The sequence below is a fragment of the Ruegeria sp. YTSC192 genome, from assembly GCF_059609705.1.
This window is the reverse complement of the sequence record NZ_JBXWMG010000006.1, coordinates 175,440-189,627: the sequence shown is the minus strand read 5'-3', so window position 1 is coordinate 189,627 and position 14,188 is coordinate 175,440. Positions and strand designations below refer to the sequence as shown.

The 14,188-nt window shown below is 58.3% G+C and carries 16 protein-coding genes; 8 read left to right on the top strand and 8 right to left on the bottom strand.

What is annotated here, in order from left to right:
- Window positions 1-29: 29 nt before the first annotated feature.
- Window positions 30-575, top strand: a complete 546-nt coding sequence (locus AC2FD8_RS11080) for a carboxymuconolactone decarboxylase family protein (RefSeq protein WP_496856081.1) — start codon at window positions 30-32, stop codon at window positions 573-575.
- On the opposite strand, the gene mnmA is transcribed toward AC2FD8_RS11080, so the two are convergent.
- Complete coding sequence (gene mnmA / locus AC2FD8_RS11075; protein WP_496856079.1) at window positions 572-1,717, bottom strand: tRNA 2-thiouridine(34) synthase MnmA; 1,146 nt, start codon at window positions 1,715-1,717, stop codon at window positions 572-574. The two genes, AC2FD8_RS11080 and mnmA, sit on opposite strands and share 4 nt — an antisense overlap.
- Window positions 1,718-1,845: 128 nt before the next feature.
- Here mnmA and sciP point away from each other — a divergent pair, with 128 nt between their 5' ends.
- The 5 genes from sciP (at window position 1,846) to AC2FD8_RS11050 (ending at window position 7,641) form a co-directional block, all read left to right on the top strand.
- Entirely contained in the window at window positions 1,846-2,139 is a 294-nt protein-coding gene (sciP, locus tag AC2FD8_RS11070; protein ID WP_496856077.1) for a CtrA inhibitor SciP, read from the top strand.
- 84 nt (window positions 2,140-2,223) lie between these two features.
- Window positions 2,224-2,940, top strand: a complete 717-nt coding sequence (ctrA, locus tag AC2FD8_RS11065) for a response regulator transcription factor CtrA (protein WP_170466869.1) — start codon at window positions 2,224-2,226, stop codon at window positions 2,938-2,940.
- A 125-nt stretch (window positions 2,941-3,065) separates the two neighbouring features.
- Complete coding sequence (ligA, locus tag AC2FD8_RS11060; RefSeq protein ID WP_496856075.1) at window positions 3,066-5,318, top strand: NAD-dependent DNA ligase LigA; 2,253 nt, start codon at window positions 3,066-3,068, stop codon at window positions 5,316-5,318.
- Window positions 5,315-7,405 (top strand): ATP-dependent DNA helicase RecG, encoded by a 2,091-nt coding sequence (gene recG, locus AC2FD8_RS11055; protein ID WP_496856073.1) that lies wholly within the window; start codon window positions 5,315-5,317, stop codon window positions 7,403-7,405. Before ligA ends, recG begins: the two co-directional genes overlap by 4 nt.
- 113 nt (window positions 7,406-7,518) lie before the next feature.
- On the top strand, window positions 7,519-7,641 hold the full coding sequence (locus tag AC2FD8_RS11050) for a hypothetical protein (RefSeq protein WP_419737977.1): 123 nt from the start codon (window positions 7,519-7,521) through the stop codon (window positions 7,639-7,641).
- A gap of 188 nt (window positions 7,642-7,829) precedes the next feature.
- On the opposite strand, the gene AC2FD8_RS11045 is transcribed toward AC2FD8_RS11050, so the two are convergent.
- Together AC2FD8_RS11045 and AC2FD8_RS11040 are read right to left on the bottom strand one after the other, a co-directional pair.
- A complete protein-coding gene (locus AC2FD8_RS11045; RefSeq protein ID WP_496856071.1) occupies window positions 7,830-8,468 on the bottom strand; it encodes a MarC family protein in 639 nt (212 codons plus the stop codon).
- A 58-nt stretch (window positions 8,469-8,526) separates the two neighbouring features.
- Entirely contained in the window at window positions 8,527-8,979 is a 453-nt protein-coding gene (locus AC2FD8_RS11040) for an iron-sulfur cluster assembly scaffold protein (protein ID WP_496856069.1), read from the bottom strand.
- A 48-nt stretch (window positions 8,980-9,027) separates the two neighbouring features.
- On the opposite strand from AC2FD8_RS11040, the gene hisI reads away from it, so the two are divergent.
- Entirely contained in the window at window positions 9,028-9,417 is a 390-nt protein-coding gene (gene hisI / locus AC2FD8_RS11035; RefSeq protein ID WP_496856067.1) for a phosphoribosyl-AMP cyclohydrolase, read from the top strand.
- 55 nt (window positions 9,418-9,472) lie between these two features.
- Here hisI and gluQRS read toward each other — a convergent pair whose 3' ends face one another.
- From gluQRS to AC2FD8_RS11015, 4 genes are all read right to left on the bottom strand, one after another.
- Window positions 9,473-10,345 (bottom strand): tRNA glutamyl-Q(34) synthetase GluQRS, encoded by an 873-nt coding sequence (gene gluQRS / locus AC2FD8_RS11030; protein WP_496856066.1) that lies wholly within the window; start codon window positions 10,343-10,345, stop codon window positions 9,473-9,475.
- On the bottom strand, window positions 10,342-10,956 hold the full coding sequence (locus tag AC2FD8_RS11025; RefSeq protein ID WP_496856064.1) for a class I SAM-dependent DNA methyltransferase: 615 nt from the start codon (window positions 10,954-10,956) through the stop codon (window positions 10,342-10,344). The genes gluQRS and AC2FD8_RS11025 overlap by 4 nt, the downstream gene beginning before the upstream one ends.
- A 37-nt stretch (window positions 10,957-10,993) precedes the next feature.
- The gene (trmFO, locus tag AC2FD8_RS11020; protein ID WP_496856062.1) at window positions 10,994-12,334 is read right to left on the bottom strand and encodes a methylenetetrahydrofolate--tRNA-(uracil(54)-C(5))-methyltransferase (FADH(2)-oxidizing) TrmFO; all 1,341 of its coding nucleotides are present in this window, start codon (window positions 12,332-12,334) and stop codon (window positions 10,994-10,996) included.
- A gap of 270 nt (window positions 12,335-12,604) precedes the next feature.
- A complete protein-coding gene (locus tag AC2FD8_RS11015) occupies window positions 12,605-13,390 on the bottom strand; it encodes an enoyl-CoA hydratase (protein WP_496856061.1) in 786 nt (261 codons plus the stop codon).
- 58 nt (window positions 13,391-13,448) lie between these two features.
- On the opposite strand from AC2FD8_RS11015, the gene AC2FD8_RS11010 reads away from it, so the two are divergent.
- Window positions 13,449-13,892 (top strand): PaaI family thioesterase, encoded by a 444-nt coding sequence (locus AC2FD8_RS11010; protein WP_496856059.1) that lies wholly within the window; start codon window positions 13,449-13,451, stop codon window positions 13,890-13,892.
- A 66-nt stretch (window positions 13,893-13,958) separates the two neighbouring features.
- On the opposite strand, the gene AC2FD8_RS11005 is transcribed toward AC2FD8_RS11010, so the two are convergent.
- Complete coding sequence (locus AC2FD8_RS11005) at window positions 13,959-14,186, bottom strand: DUF1127 domain-containing protein (protein WP_496856057.1); 228 nt, start codon at window positions 14,184-14,186, stop codon at window positions 13,959-13,961.
- Window positions 14,187-14,188 lie beyond the last annotated feature (2 nt).

Sequence of the window (14,188 nt, the reverse complement as noted above, 5' to 3'; positions counted from 1 at the left end):
CGATACCCGGCACCAGAAGGAGAGCCCTGATGACCCGTATTCCCGCCTTGACTGACGATGACATGACACCGGCCGCGCGCGCGGCGCATGCGGAATTGGGCGCATATGGGCCTTTTGACAATTGGGCGCGGGTGGCGGCGCATTGCCCTCCGGTTCTGGAACATGTCAGCGGGATGCTCACCACCTTACGCGCGCAGGCAACCCTTCCGCGCCGCGCGTTGGAGCTGGCGATGGTCACGGTCTCAAAGCTGAACGCCTGTGACTATTGCGTGTCGCATCACACGCCCTTGCTGACCGTGGCAGGTCTCAGCGCAGAAGGCGTGGCGCGGCTGCCGGAGGTCGAGGATCACCCCGAGCTGGACGCCTGTGACAAGGCGGTGGTCCGCTATGCCGAAGCGGTGACTACACGCTCAGGCCGGATGCGCGATGCCGAGGTCTTAGACCTGAAAGAGTGGTTCACCGACGCGCAGATCGTTGAGCTGACATGGCGCATTGCCCTGTGCGGTGCGTTCAACCGATTCAACGACGCCCTTCAGATCCAGATCGAGCCCGAGGTTAAACCGGTCTCGGCCTAATAGCCGCGCCAGATCCAGCCGCCGCCGAAAATGCGACTGCTGCCGGGGTCGTAGAACACGCAGGCCTGACCAGGCGAGATGCCTTCCTCGGGTGTCAGCAATTCGACCTCGGCCGTGGTGTCGGACAGGGGCCGAATGATCGCCTCGCGCGGGGGGCGGGTCGAGCGGACTTTGACCGACACATGCCACTCGTCGCGTGAGGTGAAGGGTTCATCGCCCAGCCAGTTGATCTCACGCACGGGAACGGTTCGGGTGGCCAGCATCTCTTTCGGGCCGACGACGACCTGCTTCTTGTCGACATCCAGTTTCACCACGTAAAGCGGCTCGCTCAGGCCTCCGATGCCCAACCCGCGGCGCTGACCGATCGTGTAGTGGATCACGCCGTTGTGCTGTGCCAGAACGCGGCCATCGGCATGGACGATCTCACCGGGTTCGGCTGCACCGGGGCGCAGCTTTTCGATGACGCTGGCATAGTTGCCGTCGGGCACAAAGCAGATGTCCTGACTGTCGGGCTTGTCCGCCACGGCCAATCCGTATTGCGCCGCCATTTCACGGGTCGCATCCTTCGAGGGCAGGTGCCCCAGAGGGAAGCGCAGGAAATCCAGCTGCTCGGGCGTGGTCGAGAACAGGAAATAGGACTGATCGCGGTTCGCATCCTCGGCGCTGTGAAGCTCAGGCCCGTTTGGCCCCATCATGCGCTGGATATAGTGACCGGTCGCCATGCAGTCGGCCTCAAGGTCCTTGGCGGTTTCCAGTAGGTCCTTGAATTTCACCCGCTCATTGCAACGGATGCACGGCACTGGTGTCGCGCCCGCCAGATAGCTGTCGGCAAATTCGTCAATCACCGCGTCCTTGAAGATGTTCTCATAGTCCAGAACGTAGTGCGGGAAACCACGCTCTTCAGCCACACGGCGCGCGTCGTGGATATCGATCCCGGCACAGCAGGCACCTTTTTTGGCCAGTGCAGCGCCGTGGTCATACAGCTGCAACGTGACGCCCACGACATCATAGCCCTGATCCGCCAGATAGGCGGCCACGACCGAGCTGTCGACGCCGCCTGACATAGCAACCACCACCCGCGTTTCCGAGGGCGGTTTGGCAAAGCCAAGCGAATTGAGTTGGGTCTCGGCGGCGAGGGCCATAGCGATTCCAGTCCGGGTTAAGAAAGACCGGCAGAATATAGGAAAATTCTAGACACTCTCAAGGGGCGGTTTCACGCGGCATTAAGTAGGCTGGTGTCAGCTTTGTCGCAACAGAAAAGGGTTGAGAGATGTATTTGCACAAAGTTGAAGGTCCGCGGTCCGTAAATCTGCCGGATGGCACGATTTTGTCGCAAGCCGATCTGCCGCCGCCGGATACGCGGCGTTGGGTGGCGTCGCGCAAGATTCTGGTCGTGCGCGGGGTGTTGTATGGCCTTATTTCCTTGTCCGAGGCCAAGAAACGGTATGGCATCAGCGATGAGGAGTTCAACATCTGGGTATCCGCCGTGGCCGAGCATGGCGTTGAGGCATTGAAAGTCACCGCGCTTAAAAAGTATCGACAACCTAAGGATGAGGGTGAATAAATGATTCAACGGTAACGCAAGATTAACCATTCTTGGTCAGGTTTGATTTTAATTGGAATTATTGACCCGAATTGGAGCAGTGAAATGAGAATACTTCTTGTCGAGGATGATCCGACCACGTCCAAGAGCATCGAGCTGATGCTGACGCATGCAAACCTGAACGTGTATGCGACGGATCTGGGGGAAGAAGGGATCGACCTGGCGAAACTCTATGACTACGATCTCATTCTTTTGGACCTGAACCTGCCGGATATGAATGGGCATGAGGTTCTGCGCCAGTTGCGTATCGCACGGGTGGAAACGCCAATTTTGATCCTGTCCGGTGCTGATGACACCGAAAGCAAAATCAAGGGATTCGGTTTCGGCGCAGACGATTATCTGACCAAACCGTTCCACCGCGAAGAATTGGTCGCCCGTATCCACGCCATTATTCGCCGCTCTAAAGGCCATTCGCAATCGGTGATTCATACCGGCCGGGTTGCGGTTAATCTGGATGCAAAAACAGTCGAAGTTGATGGTCAGACGGTGCATCTGACCGGCAAGGAATATCAGATGCTCGAGCTGTTGAGCCTGCGAAAGGGTACAACCCTCACGAAAGAGATGTTCCTCAACCACCTTTATGGCGGGATGGATGAACCCGAGTTGAAGATCATCGACGTGTTTATCTGCAAATTGCGCAAGAAGCTTAGCAATGCGACGGGCGGTGACAACTATATCGAAACCGTTTGGGGACGCGGCTATGTGTTGCGCGACCCGCAAAGCAACTCCCTCGATGAGACGCGGATGGCGGTTAACGCCTGACGCCCAAAGACACTTGCCACCTATGGTCCAGAGGGTGGCATCTCCACTCACGGCTCAGCACATCTGGACCTGGCCATGACCTCGCCCTATCACTGAGGTCCAGACTAAAGTGACAGGGCGGGGCCATGAGCAATTCCATCTCGATAGCAGACCTGACAGAAGGTGAGGCGCGCGTCGAACTTGCGCGTCTTTCAGACCTGTTGTTGCAGGCCAACAGGCTGTATCACGGGGAAGACGCGCCCGAGATTTCGGATGCCGAATACGATGCGCTGAAACGGCGAAATGTCGAAATAGAAGAGAAATTCCCCCATCTCAAACGTTCTGACAGTCCAAGCGAACAGGTTGGTGCGCGCCCTGCCGATGGGTTTTCCAAAGTAACGCATGCCCAGCGCATGATGTCACTGGGCAATGCGTTTGATGATGAAGATGTCGCCGATTTCGACCGTTCGATTCGCAAATATCTTGGCCTGTCGACGGATGCGCCCTTGTCCTACACGGCTGAACCCAAGATCGACGGACTTTCTCTGTCTTTGCGCTATGAAGAAGGAAACCTGGTTCAAGCCGCCACACGGGGCGATGGTGAGGTGGGTGAGAACGTGACGGCGAACGCCCGAACAATCTCTGATATTCCGCATACGATCCAAGATGCTCCCGATATTCTGGAAGTACGTGGTGAGGTTTACATGTCTCATGCGGATTTCGAAGCGCTAAATGAACGTCAGGCCGAGGCTGGCGGCAAACCCTTCGCTAACCCCCGCAACGCTGCGGCCGGTTCCCTGCGACAGCTCGATGCTGAAATCACCCGCGCACGACCGCTGAAATTCTTTGCCTACGCGTGGGGAGAGCTGTCGGCGCCTCTGGCAGACACGCAAGATGGGGCGATTGAGCGTCTGAAAAGCTATGGGTTCTCGACCAATTCGCTGACACGGTTGTGCAAAACAACGCAGGATATGTTGGCGCACTACCGGTCGATCGAAGAACAGCGCGCGACGCTTGGTTATGATATCGACGGTGTGGTCTACAAGGTGGATGACCTTGGCCTGCAAGCCCGTCTCGGGTTTCGATCGACGACACCCAGATGGGCCATCGCGCATAAATTCCCAGCCGAGCTGGCCTGGACCCGGCTTGAAGCGATTGACATTCAGGTTGGTCGCACCGGCGCGCTCAGCCCCGTTGCGCGTTTGCATCCGGTTACGGTTGGTGGAGTTGTGGTGTCGAATGCTACGCTGCACAACGAAGACTATATCGCGGGGCGTGACGCCAAGGGGGGCACCATCCGGGATGGCAAGGACATTCGCGAGGGGGACTGGGTGCAGGTCTATCGCGCCGGGGATGTGATCCCCAAGATCGCCGATGTCGACCTGTCGAAACGACCCGAAGATGCAGTTCCGTATGAATTCCCTCATGAGTGTGGGAAGTGTGGAAGTGCGGCGGTACGCGAAGAAGGTGACGCGGTGCGGCGCTGTACGGGCGGCATGATATGCCCGGCGCAAGCTGTTGAGAAGTTAAAACATTTCGTGTCTCGCAAGGCCTTCGATATCGAGGGCTTGGGCGCAAAACAGATCGAGATGTTCTATGAAGATCCCGTCCTGCCGATCAAAACGCCTGCCAATATCTTCGATCTGCAAAAACGGGACTCCGGTGCGCTGTCCCGTTTGAAAAATCGCGAAGGATGGGGGGATACCTCGGCCAGCAATCTGTTTGCGGCCATTGATGAGAAGCGGACCATCCCCTTTGCCCGCTTGCTGTTCGGCCTTGGCATCCGTCATGTAGGCGAGGTCGTCGCGCGTGATCTTGCGCTGCATTACCGCGACTGGGAGGCAATGTCCCAAGCGGTCGATACCGCGAGACCGGCGGCGCTTGCGTATCGCGCCGCGGATCAAGCGGAAGAAGCGGAACGGATGGCCGCGGCCGCTGAAGGGCGTCGGGCGCGGATCAAGGAAAGCCGCACCGCCACCATCGCGGAAATGTCCGTGCCCGAGGAGGCCTCGGCCGCGTGGTCGGATCTGATTGCGGTTGACGGGATCGGTGCGACGGTCGGTCTGGCTCTGTCCGACGCTTTCGCCAATGTTGAGGAACGACAGGCCTTTGATGCGCTCAAGGCGTATTTGACTGTCGTGCCACCTAATGCGCCTGCGTCGGAAAGCCCGGTGGCGGGCAAGACCGTGGTTTTCACCGGCACGCTCGAAAAGATGACACGCGCCGAAGCCAAGGCACGGGCCGAGGCGTTGGGGGCCAAAGTCTCAGGGTCGGTCAGTAAGAAGACCGATATTCTGGTTGCGGGGCCGGGTGCTGGTTCGAAGGCCAAAAAAGCGGCAGAGCTGGGGATCGAAACCCTCGATGAGGATGGCTGGTTGCAGCTGATCGACGGCGCATGAGCGGACGGCCGGAACCCCTGTTTCCCCTGTTTGCAGGGGTCGAAACCTTGGAAGGCGTTGGCCCGAAGACCGCTCAGGCGATGGCGCAGGCCGGGATGGAAAGCCCGCGCGATGTTCTGTTTGGCCTACCATACGCGGTGATTGATCGACGCAGGCGCGACACGATCCAAGGGGTTGATCTGCCGTCGACGTTGACGGTTGAGGTGACGGTCGGCCCGCATCGTCCATCTCGGAACAGGGGCGGTGCGTATCGGGTCCATGTCGAGGACAGTCAGGCCGATTTCCAACTGGTGTTCTTTCACGCGCGTGGCGACTACCTCAAGAAAATCCTTCCGGAAGGATCGCGCCGTGTGATCTCGGGCAAGTTGGAACTGTTCGACGGCATGGCGCAGATGGTGCATCCCGATCACATGCTGCCTGTAGATCAAGCCTCGGACATACCGGAATTTGAGCCGGTTTATCACCTGACGCAGGGGATCACGCAAAAGACCATGTTCAAGGCCGTGCGCAGCGCAATGGCGCGCGCTCCAGAGCTGGCCGAATGGGCTGATCCGGCGCAGATCAGCAGCCAGAACTGGCCTGCATGGCACGCAGCAATTCAGGCCGCACACAACCCTCAAGGGGCAGATGACGTGGCCTCCTTCGCACCCGCGCGCGCGCGTTTGGCCTATGATGAGTTGCTGGCGCATCAGTTGACACTGGCTCTGGCGCGACAGCGGGAACGCAAGGCGCGCGGAATTGTCAGTGTCGGCACGGGCGCGTTGCAATCCAAGGTTCTGGCGAGCCTGCCTTACCGGCCGACGGGTGCACAGGCGCGGGCGATAGATGAAATCGTGGGCGATATGGCCTCGGATGCGCGCATGAATCGGTTGCTTCAGGGCGATGTAGGTGCGGGCAAAACTCTGGTGGCTTTCATGGCCCTGTTGGTCGCGGTCGAGGCAGGCGGGCAGGGGGTCATGATGGCTCCGACCGAGATTCTGGCGCGCCAGCATCTTGAAGGACTGCGCCCCCTGGCCGAAGAGGCTGGCGTCGTGTTGGAAATCCTGACCGGACGTGACAAAGGGGCCGAGCGTCGGGCCAAGCTCACCGCTTTGCAGGCTGGCGATATCCAGATACTCGTGGGTACCCATGCGGTGTTCCAAAATGATGTGGCGTTCAAGGCGCTGCGTCTGGCGATTGTCGACGAACAGCATCGCTTTGGCGTGCGCCAGCGGATGGAGCTTTCGGAAAAAGGGCAGGGTGCCGATGTTCTGGTCATGACGGCCACGCCGATCCCGCGCAGTCTTGCACTGGCGCAATATGGTGACATGGATGTCTCGGTTCTGGATGAAAAGCCGCCGGGGCGAAAGCCGATCAAGACCGCGGTTGTGAGTACGGAAAGGATGGACGAGGTCGTCGCCCATCTGCGCCGCGCCATTGAGGAAGGGCGGCAATGCTACTGGGTCTGTCCGCTGGTCGACGAATCCGAAGTGTCCGACCTGACAGCGGCGGAAGAGCGGTTCAAACGGCTGCGCGCCATCCTGGGCGAGGGCACCGTTGGTCTGGTCCACGGGCAAATGCCGCCTGCCGAAAAAGATGCCGCGATGATCGCGTTCCAGACAGGTGAAACCAAGGTTCTGGTGGCAACAACGGTGATTGAGGTGGGCGTGAACGTCCCGAATGCCACGATCATGGTGATCGAACGGGCCGAGATTTTTGGTCTGGCTCAACTGCACCAGTTGCGCGGACGGGTAGGTCGGGGGGATGCGGAGTCGACCTGTTTGCTGATGTATCAGGCGCCGCTGAGTGAGGGTGGCCGCAAGCGCTTGGAGGTCCTGCGCGAAACCGAGGATGGCTTTCGCATTTCCGAGACCGATTTGCAGATGCGTGGCGCCGGTGATCTGATTGGTACCGCCCAGTCGGGCCTGCCCAAGTTTCGCATTGCGGATCTGGAACGGCAGGCCGGATTGATGGCCGTGGCGCAATCTGACGCGCGGGCGTTGTTGAATGCCGATCCCAAACTGACCTCGGACCGGGGAAAAGCCGCGCGTGTTCTGCTTTGGCTGATGAAACAGGATCAGGCGATCCGTTTGATTTCAGTGGGTTAGTACAGAAGTATCCATAAAGTTCACAAATGTTCTCAAAAAGTTCTTTACCGACTCGGGGAAATATGAGAACAAAAGGTCAACAAAGGATTAATTCTCTGACCCGGAGGTGACCCATGCTGACCCAGATCAAGACCGTATTCACGCGCTCGCACTCGACCATCCTGCAGGATGCAGCAGGTGTTGCGTCTCTGGTCGTTATGCTGATGGTTGCCCTTCACCTGCCGGTCGGCTTCTAACCCTTTTTTGCCTGCGATCTCGTGCCGAATAGCCCGCGCCTGTCATCCCCAGTGAAATCAAGGGGGACCTGCCTGTCCCAAACCCCTTGAGGGGCCATGCCTCGGCCCCGCGCGGTGACCCGGACCCCACGCGAGAAACGCATTGCCTGCCGCCGCCCTTTCCGCCCGAAAGGTGCGGCGGCCTTTTTTTATAGTTGACCGGTCTGGATGATTTCCAACATGGCGGACAGAACGGAATTCACGGCGACCGAGGCCAATATCATGCCCATGACCCGGCTGATGATCGCCGCGCCGGAATGACCGATCAGGCGTATGATCGGCTCAGCCAGAAGCATCAGAACAAAGGCGAAGAGCAAGACAGACAGCATGACCAGAGCGGTTATCCCCTGGTCGGCTGCGCTGTAGCGGTGGTTGTCGGTCAGGATCACGATCGCCAGCATCGCACCGGGTGAGGCCAGAGATGGCACAGCCAGAGGGAAGATCGCCGGGTTGTGTGTATGGGCCTTGTCTTCTTTGTCGTCTTCGGCGGCACGCTGTTCGATCTCTTGTTTGCTTTCGCCAAAGATCATCGTCAATGCGAACAGGAACAGGATGATCCCTCCGGCAACCTGGAACGAGTTCAGCCCTATATCCAGCGCCTCGATCAGCAATTGACCGAAGACAAGGAAGAACAGCAGCACGCCGGCACTGATCAGCGACGCGAGCATCGCCGTTTTGCGCCGCGCAGCCGCCCCGAGGCCAGCGGTGACGGCGATGAAAACAGGTATTGTTCCGATCGGGTCAATCACAACCCACAACGTCACGAATTGTTCGAGCAGGTTGTTCAAGTCTATTCCTCCACTGAAGATTGGAGAAACTAAACAGGTTTGGCGTTAAACGCCAAGCTTAGGCGCAGTTTGATTGTTCGGCCTGTTCCATCGCCTCGGCCGTTGCCTCAAGTGCCAGCAGGATCGAGGCATGGCGGTTCTTGTACTCGCGGGCGGGAATCAGAACCTCGAGGCCATCAAACGGGGCTTCCGGGGCAGGGCCGTCCTTTTTCAGCATAGCTTTCAACTGATCACGGGCTGATTCAACTTGCACCCGCGTGGCGCCAATCACTGCGTCACCAACCACTGAGGCGGCCGCCTGACCCAGGGCGCAGGCCTTGACGTCCTGTCCGAATTCGCTGACGCGACCGTCTTCCATCTTTACATCGACGGTTACGGTTGATCCGCAAAGCGGCGAGCGTTTCTTGACTGTCGCATCGGGTTGATCGAGCCGATCCAGATGCGGAATATCAGCCGCCAGCGCCAGAATCCGCCCGGAGTACAGCTTTATCAGGTCGTTCTCGCCGCTCATGGCTTTTCCTCGTTCCGTGTTCCCCATACATAGTGGTCAGCCCTCGGGATGCAAAAGGTTTTTGTCATGTCTGACACAGTCACGTTCGATCCGTCTGATCTGAAATATAACGAAGCCGGGTTGATCCCGGCCATTGCGCAGGATCACGCCTCGGGCGAGGTGTTGATGATGGCCTGGATGAACCAGCAGGCGGTCGAACGCACGTTAGAGACGCGCCGCGTCACCTATTGGTCGCGCTCGCGTCAGGCGTTCTGGATCAAGGGCGAGACGTCCGGGCATATTCAGGAGCTGGTCGATTTCCGTTTTGATTGCGACCGGGATTGCCTGTTGGTCCTGATCCGTCAGACCGGTGCTGCTTGTCACACCAACCGCCGGACCTGTTTCTACAGGGCTGTGCGCGAAGGTGAGGAAGTCGAATTGATGAAACCGATGGAGTGAACGGCGCGTACGCCATTGCCTTCGGCGAGAGTATTTTCAAAAAGATGAAGTCAGGTCAAAGACTGACCATTGTTCGAATGTCCTGAGGGGTCGCACCTTCGGCCCGGTATTTGGCTATGGCGCGCGCGTCGTCTCGTTTGGCGAGGCGTTTGCCATTCGGGTCGCGGATCAGGCGGTGATGCAAATATGCAGGTGTCGGAAGGTCAAGAAGAGCCTGCAGGAGGACGTGAATTCGCGTTGCCTCAAACAAGTCCTGACCGCGAACAACATGGGTGATGCCCTGTGCCGCGTCGTCGAGAACGACGGACAGATGGTACGAGGTTCCCATGCCGCGTCGGGACAGAACGACATCGCCGATCGTTGATTCCAATTCGCTTTTGTCGAAAGAAACCCGTCCGGTTTCCCCATTTGGGCCGATGCCCAGTTCAAGAAAACTGCCGCATTCTTGTGACAGAACGGATTGCGCCGCTACAGCCATGTCGAGCCTCAGTGGTGTGTTCCTAGGCCGTTTTTCACTGTGTCGGCTGGCTGTTTGTCGACAGGTGCCGGGATAGATAATCCCATCCGGCCCATGCAGAGGCGCCCCTTCCTGAGGGGCGCTGGCTGCCGCAGCGATATCCTTACGATTGCAGGTGCAGGGGTACAAAAGGCCACGCGCCCATAGGGTATCGAGGGCCTGTTCATAGATCTGGATACGCTCAGATTGCCTCAGAACCGGGGCCGGCCAGCTAAGGCCAAGCCATTCGAGGTCTGCGTAGATCTGATCCTCCCACTGTGGTCGCGCGCGGGACTGGTCGATATCCTCGATCCGAAGCAGGAAAGTGCCTCCTTCGCACGCAGCCATATCGCTTGCCAGCATCGCCGAATAGGCGTGGCCAAGGTGCAGGGGACCCGTTGGAGAAGGCGCAAAGCGCGTTTTAAAACTCACGTCTTTTCAATAATGTACACGTCAGAATTCATGTTCATACCGGGCAGGTGGGGCCCGTATTCCCGAAACAGCAGGCGCGCGGCCCCCATATCCAGCCAATCGTTCAGGCGTGAAGTATAAGAGTGGTCGGCAAGTGTATGATCATTATAAGAAAATGCCAATAGACCATCCTTTGGCAGCGCGTGCATGAGGAGGTCCAGAGTTTCAGGCGGAGCAGCCCCTGTACCGATCACTCCGATGGCGGTTATGGTTGAATAAGCGCCCTGTTCAATGGGTCCGGGATCAGAGATGTCAAAGCCGGTCAGCGACCGATAGACCTCTTTCGCGCGCGCTTCTTCAAGCATATTTGGCGTGGGATCCATTCCGTCGATCACTTCAAACCCGACTGAGCGCAGAGCCTGGCCAGACAACCCTGTGCCACAGCCATAGTCGAGAATGGGGGACTGTGCCTCGGGCCTTTTGGACCACAGTGCTTTGGCGACGCGGCCCGGAGTGGCATAGCCCTGTTCCGCCACCGAATCCTCATACGAAGCGGCCCATTTCTGGTAGTGTGCCTGGGTGTCTTGCGGTGATTTCGACCCGTATGTGTTCTTGAAAAACTTGTCACTCATATCCGCATGTTAAGCTGCCGGGTGCCAGAACGTCCAGTCAGCTTTGTACGAGCCACTCGGTCCATTCGGCTTTGGCGCGGTCCGTATAGGCTTTGTAGCGGTCTTTTCTTCCTCGGCGGCCACCTTTCAGGCCATCTACCGGGCGGAACAGGCCGAAATTGACGTTCATCGGTTGGAATGTCTTGGCTTCTGCGCCGCCGGTGATGTGATGGATCAATGCGCCCATGGCGCTGTCCTGCGGTAACTCGGGCAGTGTTTTACCCAGAATTTCAGCGGCTGCCAGTCGACCTGCCAAAAGCCCCATGGCCGCGCTTTCGACATAACCCTCGACGCCGGTGATCTGACCGGCGAACCGGATATTGGGCTTTGATTTCAACCGCATCTGTGCGTCCAGCAAGGTTGGAGAGTTGATGAACGTATTGCGATGTATCCCGCCAAGGCGCGCAAAACTGGCGTTCTCCAGGCCGGGGATCATGCGGAACACCTCGGTTTGGGCGCCGTATTTCATCTTGGTTTGGAAACCCACGATGTTGAACAACGTGCCAAGAGCGTTGTCGCGACGCAGCTGCACAACGGCGTGCGGTTTCACGTCAGGCTGATGAGGGTTGGTCAGACCAACGGGTTTCATCGGACCGTGGCGTAGGGTTTCACGACCCCGTTCCGACATCACCTCGATCGGCAGGCAGCCATCAAAATAACCGGCGGTTTCGCCCTCGTGGAATTCGGTTTTGTCGGCGGCCAGCAAGGCGTCGATGAAAGCCTCGTACTGATCGCGGTCCATAGGGCAGTTCAGATAGGCGGTACGCTCTTCCTCGGTCTCGCCCTTGTCATAGCGGGACTGCATCCAGGCTTGGCTCATGTCGATGCTGTCGGCATAGACAATCGGTGCGATGGCATCAAAAAACGCAAGCGCGTCTGATCCGGTTTCAGCTTGAATAGCTTCACCCAACTTGGCCGAGGTCAGGGGACCGGTGGCAAAGATCCACTGACCGTCGTCGGGAAGAGAGGTCACCTCTTCATCTGTCACCGTGATCCGGGGGTGCGCGCGCAGTTTGGTTGTGACTGCCTCGGCAAAAGTGTCGCGGTCGACGGCGAGTGCTCCGCCCGCGGGCAGGCGGTGGGCATCAGCGGTATTCATGATCAGACCATTGGCGGCGCGCATTTCCCAATGCAGCAGACCCACAGCGTTTTGTTCATCATCATCCGAGCGGAACGAGTTGGAACACACCATCTCGGCCAGATTGCCAGTCTGGTGCGCAAAGGTGCCCACAGTGGGACGCATCTCGTGGATCACAACATCCACGCCCATTTCCGCCGCCTGCCATGCGGCCTCGGACCCGGCCATGCCGCCGCCCACGATATGCAATGCTTGTGTCATGCGCTGCCACATAGGGCAGAGCCCAAGCAGGCGCAACTGAGCAACCGTCAAATGGTTCAGATTTTAGGGGGGTCTTAAGGTGAAGGTCTTGGGGTCGCCGCTGCGGGAATGTCAACGCCAGTGAGAGAAACCAGCTTGGAGGGACCTTCCGCCCACGGCGACCCAAAAGTGTAGCTGAGGCCTTAGCCTCGTCCCAGCATTGCCACAGTGTTGCCCTTTTGAAAAGTGCAAAAATGACGACAGTAGTGAAAAATGTTCGGAATAATTGTCTTATTGAGACCAATTCGGGGGGCGTTTTTCGATAAACGCAGAAATGCCTTCTTCGGTATCGCGATGCAGCATATTCTGCACCATTACCTCTCCGGTATAGGCATAGGCTTGATCCAGCGGCATCTGAAGTTGCTGATAAAACGCCTCTTTCCCGATTTTGACGGCGACGCCCAGCTTGTCTGCGATCTGTTCGGCCAAGGCGAGGGCTTGGTCGTTGAGTTGCATTTCAGGGACAACCCGATTGATCAACCCTAGCTCCTGCGCGCGCTCGGCCGAGATGAAACCTCCGGTGGTCAGCATCTCAAACGCCTGCTTTCTTGGGATATTGCGGCTAAGCGCGACCATAGGGGTTGAGCAGAACAGGCCGATATTCACGCCGTTCACCCCAAAGCGTGTGCCTTCGGCGGCGATGGCCAGATCACAGGTGGCAACCAATTGGCAACCGGCAGCCGTGGCAATTCCGTGGACTTGCGCGATAACGGGCTGGGGCAGGGATTGAATCGACATCATCATCCGCGCGCAACGGTTAAAGAGGTCCTGAAAATAGGCTTTGCCGCCATCCTCGGACTGACGACCGGCTGTCATCTGCTTTAGATCGTGGCCTGCGCAGAAGGCCTTGCCCTCGCCTGAGAGAATAACAGCCCGGATTGTGCGGTCATCGCGCAGCGTGTCGAACTCAGCCTGCAAGGCGGCCAGCATCTCGTCGCTCAGCGCGTTCAGTCTTTCGGGTGCGTTCATGTGCAGCCGCGCGATGGCACCTGTGTCGTTACGTTCCAAAATTGCCATCTTGCCCTCCCGCTGGCTGTTGGGCCAACTCTAGGGTGAGAAGTGAAGGAGGGGAAGCATGGGATTGGCTTTTAGCAAAGACGAGCTGTCGCAGTACCTTGAAGAGGTGTTCCCGCAGGTACATCGCGACTTCGTGGTCGAAGACCTGACCGAAGAAACGATCACCATGCGCCTTGTGGTAGAAGACCGTCATTTGCGCCCCGGTGGTACGGTTTCAGGGCCTTCGATGTTCGGTCTGGCGGATGTTTGTGTTTATGCCATGGTTCTGGCGCGAAAGGGGCGCCAAGCTCTGGCGGTGACGACCAGTAGCTCATTGGATTTCCTGCGCAAGCCCGAGGGAGGTGCAGATTTGGTTGCTCAATGTCGTCTGCTGAAGCTGGGGCGGACTTTGGCGGTTGGCGATGTTTTGATTTACTCGGTCGGGTCAGATTTGCCGGTTGCTCGGGCCAGTATGACCTATTCCATTCCGCCGGCCGGGTCTTCGGCTGCAAAATTCGGATAAAAAAAGGCCGGGGGCGAACCCCGGCCAGGGAAGAGGTCCCAAAAAGAATTTGGGACTGGGGATGGGTTAATACTGCCAGAAATAGCGCTTGATCTCGCGGTCGGCCTGCGCGGGGGTCAGGCCCACATCCTTGAGCAACCTGTCATCCAGCTTTCCCAGATTGACGCGACTGCGACGACGGCGTTCCCATTGAGTGACCGCTGCAGCAAACCGCACGGCCAGCACAGCGATCAGCGGCAGCCGGGGGCTGGCGTTCAGTAGCGTAAGGGCGGGGGTGTGCATTGTGCGTGTCATCT

Excerpts from the sequence above, each read along its gene's own strand:
- mnmA (WP_496856079.1), bottom strand. The coding sequence starts at position 1,717 with ATGGCCCTCGCCGCCGAGACCCAACTCAATTCGCTTGGCTTTGCCAAA.
- hisI (WP_496856067.1), top strand. The coding sequence starts at position 9,028 with ATGCAAAAGGTTTTTGTCATGTCTGACACAGTCACGTTCGATCCGTCT.
- sciP (WP_496856077.1), top strand. The coding sequence starts at position 1,846 with ATGTATTTGCACAAAGTTGAAGGTCCGCGGTCCGTAAATCTGCCGGAT.
- AC2FD8_RS11040 (WP_496856069.1), bottom strand. The coding sequence starts at position 8,979 with ATGAGCGGCGAGAACGACCTGATAAAGCTGTACTCCGGGCGGATTCTG.
- AC2FD8_RS11015 (WP_496856061.1), bottom strand. The coding sequence starts at position 13,390 with ATGGCAATTTTGGAACGTAACGACACAGGTGCCATCGCGCGGCTGCAC.
- AC2FD8_RS11080 (WP_496856081.1), top strand. The coding sequence starts at position 30 with ATGACCCGTATTCCCGCCTTGACTGACGATGACATGACACCGGCCGCG.
- AC2FD8_RS11005 (WP_496856057.1), bottom strand. The coding sequence starts at position 14,186 with ATGACACGCACAATGCACACCCCCGCCCTTACGCTACTGAACGCCAGC.
- ligA (WP_496856075.1), top strand. The coding sequence starts at position 3,066 with ATGAGCAATTCCATCTCGATAGCAGACCTGACAGAAGGTGAGGCGCGC.
- recG (WP_496856073.1), top strand. The coding sequence starts at position 5,315 with ATGAGCGGACGGCCGGAACCCCTGTTTCCCCTGTTTGCAGGGGTCGAA.
- ctrA (WP_170466869.1), top strand. The coding sequence starts at position 2,224 with ATGAGAATACTTCTTGTCGAGGATGATCCGACCACGTCCAAGAGCATC.
- trmFO (WP_496856062.1), bottom strand. The coding sequence starts at position 12,334 with ATGACACAAGCATTGCATATCGTGGGCGGCGGCATGGCCGGGTCCGAG.
- AC2FD8_RS11010 (WP_496856059.1), top strand. The coding sequence starts at position 13,449 with ATGGGATTGGCTTTTAGCAAAGACGAGCTGTCGCAGTACCTTGAAGAG.
- AC2FD8_RS11025 (WP_496856064.1), bottom strand. The coding sequence starts at position 10,956 with ATGAGTGACAAGTTTTTCAAGAACACATACGGGTCGAAATCACCGCAA.
- AC2FD8_RS11050 (WP_419737977.1), top strand. The coding sequence starts at position 7,519 with ATGCTGACCCAGATCAAGACCGTATTCACGCGCTCGCACTCGACCATC.